This is a genomic window from Gilliamella sp. wkB18 (genome assembly GCF_001690875.1).
Lineage (GTDB): Bacteria > Pseudomonadota > Gammaproteobacteria > Enterobacterales > Orbaceae > Gilliamella > Gilliamella apicola_A.
Window position 1 is genome coordinate 69,729 of sequence record NZ_LZHM01000045.1, and the last position, 8,562, is coordinate 78,290.

At 33.1% G+C, this 8,562-nt stretch carries 7 protein-coding genes and 1 other RNA gene; all 8 read left to right on the top strand.

Annotated elements, in window-relative coordinates; all coding sequences use genetic code 11:
* The first annotated feature begins 100 nt into the window (after positions 1-100).
* The 8 genes from thrS to ffs all read left to right on the top strand — a co-directional run bounded on the left by thrS (position 101) and on the right by ffs (position 7,393).
* On the top strand, positions 101-2,026 hold the full coding sequence (gene thrS, locus A9G48_RS04995; protein WP_034945591.1) for a threonine--tRNA ligase: 1,926 nt from the start codon (positions 101-103) through the stop codon (positions 2,024-2,026).
* 27 nt (positions 2,027-2,053) lie between these two features.
* Entirely contained in the window at positions 2,054-2,593 is a 540-nt protein-coding gene (infC, locus tag A9G48_RS05000) for a translation initiation factor IF-3 (protein ID WP_034945599.1), read from the top strand.
* Positions 2,594-2,678: 85 nt separating this feature from the next.
* Complete coding sequence (gene rpmI, locus A9G48_RS05005) at positions 2,679-2,876, top strand: 50S ribosomal protein L35 (RefSeq protein WP_034945602.1); 198 nt, start codon at positions 2,679-2,681, stop codon at positions 2,874-2,876.
* A 32-nt stretch (positions 2,877-2,908) separates the two neighbouring features.
* Positions 2,909-3,262, top strand: a complete 354-nt coding sequence (rplT, locus tag A9G48_RS05010) for a 50S ribosomal protein L20 (protein WP_024496189.1) — start codon at positions 2,909-2,911, stop codon at positions 3,260-3,262.
* A 209-nt stretch (positions 3,263-3,471) separates the two neighbouring features.
* Positions 3,472-4,455 (top strand): phenylalanine--tRNA ligase subunit alpha, encoded by a 984-nt coding sequence (gene pheS / locus A9G48_RS05015; RefSeq protein ID WP_034945605.1) that lies wholly within the window; start codon positions 3,472-3,474, stop codon positions 4,453-4,455.
* Between the two features lie 16 nt (positions 4,456-4,471).
* Positions 4,472-6,859: a phenylalanine--tRNA ligase subunit beta gene (gene pheT, locus A9G48_RS05020; protein WP_065575874.1), complete on the top strand. Its 2,388-nt coding sequence runs from the start codon at positions 4,472-4,474 to the stop codon at positions 6,857-6,859.
* Positions 6,860-6,864: 5 nt separating this feature from the next.
* Positions 6,865-7,158: an integration host factor subunit alpha gene (locus A9G48_RS05025; protein WP_034945619.1), complete on the top strand. Its 294-nt coding sequence runs from the start codon at positions 6,865-6,867 to the stop codon at positions 7,156-7,158.
* A gap of 139 nt (positions 7,159-7,297) precedes the next feature.
* Positions 7,298-7,393, top strand: an RNA gene (ffs, locus tag A9G48_RS05030) — signal recognition particle sRNA small type.
* Positions 7,394-8,562: the final 1,169 nt, after the last annotated feature.

The following is an 8,562-nucleotide window of genomic DNA, read 5'->3' on the forward strand; positions in this document are numbered from 1 at the left end:
ATTATTTAAAATCCTTATAATAAGTGGTAATATACGCGATCTATTTTTTATGTGCGCATGTGCGCTTTCTTGTGGTGCACCACTGTTATAAGGATTTATTATGCCAATTATTACTCTTCCTGACGGAAGCCAACGTCAATTCGATAAACCAGTTACTGTTTTAGAAGTAGCTCAAAGTATTGGAGCTGGGCTTGCTAAGGCTTGTATAGCCGGGCGTGTAAATGGTGAACGTAAAGATGCCTGTGATGTCATTGAACAAGATGCAACATTAGCCATCATTACAGCCAAAGATGAAGATGGACTCGAAATTATTCGTCATTCTTGTGCACATTTATTGGGTCATGCAATTAAACAACTATGGCCTAATACACAAATGGCTATTGGTCCAACAATTGATAATGGCTTTTATTATGATGTTGATTTAGATCACTCTTTAACTCAGGAAGACATTGATGCACTAGAAAAACGCATGCATGAGTTGGCTAAAAAAGATTATGAAGTAAAAAAAGAAGTGGTTAGTTGGGAGCGTGCTAGAGAAGTCTTTTGGAAGCGGCATGAACCATATAAAATTGCTATCTTAGATGAAAATATTCCAAAAGATTCAAAACCAGCACTTTATCATCACGAAGAATATATTGATATGTGCCGTGGACCACATGTACCTAATATGCGTTTTTGCCATCATTTTAAATTACAAAAAGTAGCTGGCGCTTATTGGCGTGGTAATAGTGATAATAAAATGTTACAACGTATTTATGGAACTGCATGGGCAGAAAAAAAACAACTTGATAGCTATTTACAATTTTTAGAAGAAGCGGCTAAACGAGATCATCGTAAAATTGGTAAACAACTTGATCTTTATCATATGCAAGAAGAAGCACCTGGTATGGTGTTTTGGCATAATGATGGTTGGATTATTTTCCGTGAACTTGAGGTTTTTGTTCGTACTAAATTAAAAGAATATAATTACCAAGAAGTAAAAGGTCCATTTATGATGGATCGTATTTTGTGGGAAAAAACAGGGCATTGGGGTAATTACAAAGAGTTAATGTTTGTAACATCCTCAGAAAACCGCGAATATTGTATTAAACCAATGAACTGCCCAGGACACGTACAGATTTTTAATCAAGGGTTAAAATCTTATCGTGATTTACCGTTACGTATGGCTGAGTTTGGTAGTTGCCACCGTAATGAACCATCAGGCTCTCTGCATGGTTTAATGCGTGTTCGTGGCTTCACACAAGATGATGCGCATATCTTTTGTACTGAAGAACAAATTCGCAGTGAAGTAAATAGCTGTATCAAAATGGTTTACGATACTTATAGTACTTTTGGATTTACCAACATTACCGTTAAATTATCAACTCGTCCAGAAAAACGTATTGGTAAAGATGAGACTTGGGATTTAGCTGAAAAAGATTTAGCTGAATGTTTAACTGAAAATGGTATTGAATTTGAATATCTACCCGGTGAAGGTGCCTTTTATGGACCAAAAATTGAGTTTACATTACATGACTGTTTAGGCCGTGCATGGCAATGTGGTACAGTCCAGCTCGACTTTATGCTACCAGAGCGTTTGGATGCGACTTATGTTGGTGAAGATAATGAACGTCATATTCCGGTTATGATTCACCGAGCTATTTTAGGGTCAATGGAACGTTTTATGGGTATATTAACTGAAAACTGTGCTGGTTTTTTCCCTACATGGCTTTCCCCGCTACAAGTTGTTGTGATCAATATTACTGATAATCAAGCCGAATATGCCAAACAATTATCCGAACAATTACAAAAAGTTGGTATTAGAGCAAAAGCGGACTTGAGAAATGAGAAAATTGGGTTTAAAATTCGTGAGCATACATTGAAACGTGTTCCATATATGTTTGTCTGTGGAGATAAAGAAATGGAATCGGACACTATTTCAGTTCGAACTCGCCAAGGTAAAGATCTTGGTAGCTTTGAAGTGAAACATGTTATAGAATTGTTGCTTAACGAAATTCATAGTCGTTCATTAGAACAAATGAATTAATGATAAATTAATTTGGAGGAATGAGATATTAAAGTCAGTAAACGAATTCAGTCAACACGCGCGCATAAAATTAACGATGAAATTACTGCACGCGAGGTGAGGTTAACCGGCGTCGATGGTGAGCAGCTCGGTATTGTAAGCTTAGACGAAGCTTTAAAACAAGCGGAAGAAGCAACTCTTGATTTAGTTGAAATAAGCCCTAATGCAGAGCCACCTGTTTGTCGAATTATGGATTATGGCAAATTCCTCTACGAAAAGAGTAAAGCAACAAAAGAGCAGAAGAAAAAGCAAAAGATTGTTCAGGTTAAGGAAATTAAATTCCGACCTGGTACAGACGAAGGCGATTATCAGGTAAAACTCCGCAGCCTGATTCGCTTTCTTGAAGATGGCGATAAAGCTAAAGTCACGTTACGTTTTCGTGGTCGTGAAATGGCTCACCAGCAGCTAGGTTCTGAAATGCTTGATCGCATTAAAGAGGACTTAGCAGATTTGGCTATCATTGAATCTTATCCAACTAAGATCGAAGGTCGTCAAATGATAATGGTTCTTGCGCCGAAGAAGAAATAATGGTTTTTACAAGCTAATTTTTAATTTACTAAAATTTACACCATTATTTTATTTTTATTAACAATGCGAAGTGGAAATTAATAAAATGCCTAAAATTAAAACTGTAAAAGGCGCAGCAAAGCGCTTTAAAAAAACAGCTTCTGGTGGCTTTAAGCATAAGCAAGCTAACAAGAGCCATATCTTAACTAAAAAATCAACCAAACGTAAACGTCATTTACGTGGTTTGACAACTGTGTCAAAAGGCGATTTAGGTTTAGTTACTGCGTGTGTTCCATACGCTTAATTCATTGGTTAATTATTTAGAGGATATAGTTTATGGCTCGTGTTAAACGTGGTGTTATTGCTCGTGCACGTCACAAGAAAATTTTAAAACAAGCAAAAGGCTATTATGGTGCTCGTTCACGTGTATATCGTGTTGCTTTCCAAGCTGTAATCAAAGCTGGACAATATGCTTATCGCGATCGTCGCCAACGCAAACGTCAATTCCGTCAATTATGGATTGTTCGTATTAATGCTGCAGCTCGTCAATGCGGTCTTTCTTATAGCCGATTTATCAATGGGTTAAAGAAAGCATCAATTGAAATTGATCGTAAGATCTTAGCTGATATTGCTGTATTTGACAAAAATGCATTTGCTGCATTAGTTGAAAAAGCAAAAGCGGCATTATAATGTTTTCATAAAAGCCGAGTTATCTCGGCTTTTGTCATCTTAGTAATTAATATTTTAAAAAGTAAATTAATTATGAAGTTAGTTATTTTTTGTTTCTTTTTTGACTTAATGAAAACTTTACTCATGAGGCAAATGAAAAACGAAAAATAATTATAAAAGCCTCAGAAGAGGCTTTTTTTATATGATGAATAATAAGCAGGAGAGAACCAATGTCTCAACTAGTTGAACTAGTAAATAATGCCAAATCCGCTATTGAAAGTACTAATGATATTAATATGATCGAACAGATTCGCGTGGAATATTTTGGTAAAAAAGGTCATTTTACAATGCAAATGGCTTCATTACGTAATGTTCCTGCCGATGAGCGCCCAGCTGTTGGTCAAAAAATTAATGACGCAAAGCAAGAGGTTATTGAGATATTAAATCAAAAGCGCAATTTTTTAGAGCGCCAGGCTCTTAATGTTAAATTAGCTAATGAAACAATTGATATTACATTGCCAGGTAAATCACTTGAATTAGGAGGGCTACATCCAGTAACAAAAACAATTAATCGGTTAACTGATTTATTTTGTGAACTAGGCTTTGTTGTTGAAACTGGTCCTGAAATTGAAGATGATTACCATAATTTCGATGCATTGAATATTCCTGCTCATCACCCTGCTCGTGCTGAGCATGATACCTTTTGGTTTGATACAAAACGATTGTTAAGAACACAAACTTCAACTGTGCAAATTCGTACTATGGAAAATCAAAAACCACCGATTCGAATAATTGCACCAGGTAGAACTTATCGTAATGATTATGATCAAACTCACACACCAATGTTCCATCAAATGGAAGGTTTGTTGATTGACAAAGATATTAGTTTTACGCATTTAAAAGGATTACTACATAATTTTCTGCAATGTTTTTTTGAAGAAAATATGGAAATACGTTTTAGACCAGGATACTTTCCATTTACAGAACCTTCAGCTGAAGTGGATATTAAAGCTAAAAATGGTAAATGGTTAGAAGTATTAGGCTGTGGAATGGTTCATCCTAATGTATTACGTAATGTGGGTATTAATCCTGAAGTTTATAGTGGCTTTGCTTTTGGTATGGGTATAGAGCGATTAACTATGCTACGTTACGGTGTCACTGATTTACGTTCTTTTTTTGAAAACGATTTACGTTTTTTAAAGCAATTTAATTAATTCTGGAGATCAAAACATGAAATTTAGTGAAAGTTGGCTACGTGAATGGATCAATCCAGAAATTAGTAGCGAAATGTTAGCCGAACAATTAACAATGGCTGGTTTAGAAGTTGATAGTATTGAAAAAGTAGCAGGTGATTTTACTGGTGTTGTTGTTGGTAAAGTTGTGGAATGTATGCCACACCCAAATGCAGATAAACTTCGTGTAACAAAAGTTGATATTGGTAAATCAGAATTACTTGATATCGTGTGCGGTGCACCAAACTGCCGACAAGGTTTGATGGTTGCATGTGCTACTGTAGGTGCAATATTACCAGGCAACTTTAAAATTAAATCAGCTAAGTTACGAGGAGAACCCTCAGAAGGCATGTTGTGTTCCTATTCAGAGCTCGGGATTCCTGATGAACATAATGGCATTATTGAATTACCAAATGATGCGCCTTTGGGACAAGATATACGCGAGTATTTAAATCTAAACGATGTCATTATTGACATTAGTGTAACTCCTAATCGAGCCGATTGTTTTGGTATTGTTGGTATTGCTAGAGATATTTCTGCTGTTAACAATATTCCAACAAAGGAACTTAATATTGCAAACATACCAGTAAAAATTACTGATACCATTCCAATCCAAATTGAAGCACCCAAAGCTGCTCCTCATTATATAGGGCGAATAATTAAAAATATTAATACTAATGCAATTACACCATTATGGATGAAAGAAAAGCTTCGTCGAGGGGGGATTCGTTCAATTGATACAGTAGTTGATATAACTAATTATGTATTACTAGAACTAGGCCATCCAATGCATGCATTTGACTTAGCTAAAATTGAAAAAGGTATAGTTATTCGTTATGCTCAACAAGACGAAAAAATAACATTACTGAATGGCAATGAAATTAAATTGAATGATAAAACCTTAGTTATTGCCGATCATCATAAAGCATTAGCTCTAGCGGGCATTATGGGAGGAGATAAATCTGGAGTTAGTAATTCTACCAAAGATATATTCCTAGAATCAGCTTTTTTTGCTCCGTTGGCTATTGCAGGTAAAGCTCGTGAATATGGTTTACACACTGATGCTTCACATCGATATGAACGAGGTGTTGATCCAACTTTACAACTTACCGCTATGGAGCGAGCTACTCAATTAATAATTGAAATTTGTGGTGGGGAAGTTGGTCCAATTAATGAAGTAGTAGCTCAAGAAGAAATGCCAAAACAGGCAACGATTCGATTACGTCGTGAAAAAATAGATCGTATTATTGGCCATGTTATCGAAACACAAAAAATTACTGATATTTTAAATCGACTTGGTTGTAAAGTTGAATATATGAATAATATTTGGCAAGTCAAAGTTCCAAGTTGGCGTTTTGATGTGCAGATTGAAGAAGATTTGGTTGAAGAAATTGCTCGTATTTATGGATATAACAATATTCCAAACGCAACTTTAAAAATTGAATCTATTATGAAACCAAAACCAGAAGGAGAAATCTCGTTAGATCGATTGAAAAATTTATTGGTTGATAAAGGTTATCAAGAAGCTGTAACATATAGTTTTGTTGATCCTAAAATACAAAATATAATTCATTCTGAGCAACGTGCCATTAATTTAACTAATCCAATTTCAAGTGAAATGTCTGTAATGCGTTTATCATTATGGTCGGGGTTAGTAGGCGCTGTTTTATATAATCAAAATCGCCAGCAATCACGAATTCGCTTGTTTGAAACTGGATTACGTTTTATACCCGATGATAAATTTGAATTTGGTGTACTTCAAGAATTTATGTTATCTGGTATTATTACTGGAAATTTATATGAAGAACATTGGGAGCTTCCTAAAAGGGAGGTAGATTTTTATGATCTAAAAGGCGATATTGAATCTATTTTTTCACTATTAGGTTGTTTAGAAGATGTTCAGTTTAAGAGATCTGAGTTATCAATTTTACATCCTGGGCAAAGTGCAACTATCCACAAAAATAATGAAATTATTGGTTATTTAGGGGTGTTACATCCAGAAATTGAAAAAAAATTATCTTTAAATAGTAAAACGCTTGTTTTTGAAATAAATTTAGCTAAAATTAGTGGTAAAAAAGTAACTGTTGCTCAAGATTTATCGAAATATCCGTCAAATAAACGTGATATTGCTATTGTAGTTTCAAATGCAATTCCAGCTGCAGATATTATTTCTGAGTGTAAACGTGTTGGTGGAGAGCAGCTAGTAAAGGTGAACCTGTTTGATGTTTATCAGGGTGATAATATTAAAGAAGATCAAAAAAGTATTGCTATCAGTTTGATTTTACAAGATAAATCACGTACACTTGAAGAACAAGATATAACAGACATTGTAAGCAAATGTATTTCTGCTTTACAAATTCGTTTTAAAGCCCTATTAAGAGAATAACAAATATGACATTAACTAAAGCTGATATTGCAGATCGTCTTACCGATAAATTTAATATTGATCGTCAAGAAGCTAAAGTACTTGTTGAACTTTTTTTTGAAGAGATTCGAGTGGCTTTAGAAAAAGGGGAACCTGTTAAATTATCTGGATTTGGTAATTTTGCCATTCGTGATAAAAATTCACGTCCAGGTCGTAACCCTAAAACAGGTGAAAGTGTGGATATTTCAGCTCGAAGAGTTGTTACATTTAGACCTGGTATTAAATTTAGAGCAAGAATAGAAAATAATTTAGTAATTTAATACTAATTTTTATTATTTTTGTTGTATCAATAATAGCCTTTTTTGTAAAAGTCATAAAAGGCTGTTTAATTTTATTTTTAAAAAAGTATTTGTAATTATTTTATAATTCAAGCATAATATATCCGTTCAATGAAGATCCTATGGGTCCTCTTGCAACATTTTTTTGCTCACTAGGTCAGGTCCGGAAGGAAGCAGCCAAAGTAAAGAATATGTGTGTGGGATGTGGCTGATAGGGTCTTCTCCACATTGTTTCCCTTCAAGAATTATTTTTATTAATAATCAAACCGAGAATTTATCTCAAATGAAATAAATTATAATGATCACTTTACTAGTATACTAATTGATAAAACAAAAATAGGTTTATGTAAGAATTGTAGTTATACTTTATTTGGGCAATCATATAGTTATGATAATTATAGAAAAATATATTTTGATAAGTATTAAAAAATTATATTAAACTTTGTATTTCATAGGATTTAATATTGTTACTTACGAACAACACTTGTTATCAAAAAAGATAATAATCAATTAAATAATTTATATGCTTTATTCAAGTAGAAGTAAGATCTTTTAAAATAGAAGAGTGGTATAAAGATTTGAGCTATGTGAAGTTAAGAATATCATTGCTTTTTATCGTCAAAAATTAGATAAAATTTTATCTGAATAATCTACTTATGTGCTGCATCAATTGGTAACACAGAATATCTTTTCAAACCTAATTCTAACAAAACATTTCATCGAGATATTACAGACTATTTTGTAAATGGACGTAGCCCCAATATTGGTATTTTGATTCGTCTATCATTATATTAGATCTGAAAAAATATTAGCCAATGAGATGTTTTAAAGATCTTTATAAAAAGAGAATTTTTGGCTTTAGCTAATAAAGTTGAATAAATTTTAACTAATTTGTCCGTGTTTATCCTAATGAAATTCCTAAACAAGTTAATTACAAAAAGTGAGGATGGTGTTTGCGATAAACTAGAACTTAACGATAAATTTAATTTAGCCAATTATCTCGATAAAGTACTTAAAACTATAGGGATAGTTTGGGCGAACTATATATTATCCAACTGATTTTACTATTAATTTATTTAAAGTTTATTTTATTTCTAATAGTAAACTTAATCATTTTTGACGAGATATTATCCAAAATTTAACTACTATAAGATTAGCAAATTACAGACCTAAAAAACGTAAAACAGAAATCAAACCAATCCCAATATACCCAAATAATTAACTAAGTTATTTGGCTAATGTTTTATAATTATAGAGCTTGTGAATTTTATAAATAGCATTGTATCGAATTAATCGAAAGTGCTCATAAAATTGATAAAGTAAAACATGGCGTTCCTTTAATTTTAATAAAAAATTCATACACTATATTTAACATAATATACATTA

Excerpts from the sequence above, each read along its gene's own strand:
- thrS (WP_034945591.1), top strand. The coding sequence starts at position 101 with ATGCCAATTATTACTCTTCCTGACGGAAGCCAACGTCAATTCGATAAA.
- rpmI (WP_034945602.1), top strand. The coding sequence starts at position 2,679 with ATGCCTAAAATTAAAACTGTAAAAGGCGCAGCAAAGCGCTTTAAAAAA.
- rplT (WP_024496189.1), top strand. The coding sequence starts at position 2,909 with ATGGCTCGTGTTAAACGTGGTGTTATTGCTCGTGCACGTCACAAGAAA.
- pheS (WP_034945605.1), top strand. The coding sequence starts at position 3,472 with ATGTCTCAACTAGTTGAACTAGTAAATAATGCCAAATCCGCTATTGAA.
- pheT (WP_065575874.1), top strand. The coding sequence starts at position 4,472 with ATGAAATTTAGTGAAAGTTGGCTACGTGAATGGATCAATCCAGAAATT.
- A9G48_RS05025 (WP_034945619.1), top strand. The coding sequence starts at position 6,865 with ATGACATTAACTAAAGCTGATATTGCAGATCGTCTTACCGATAAATTT.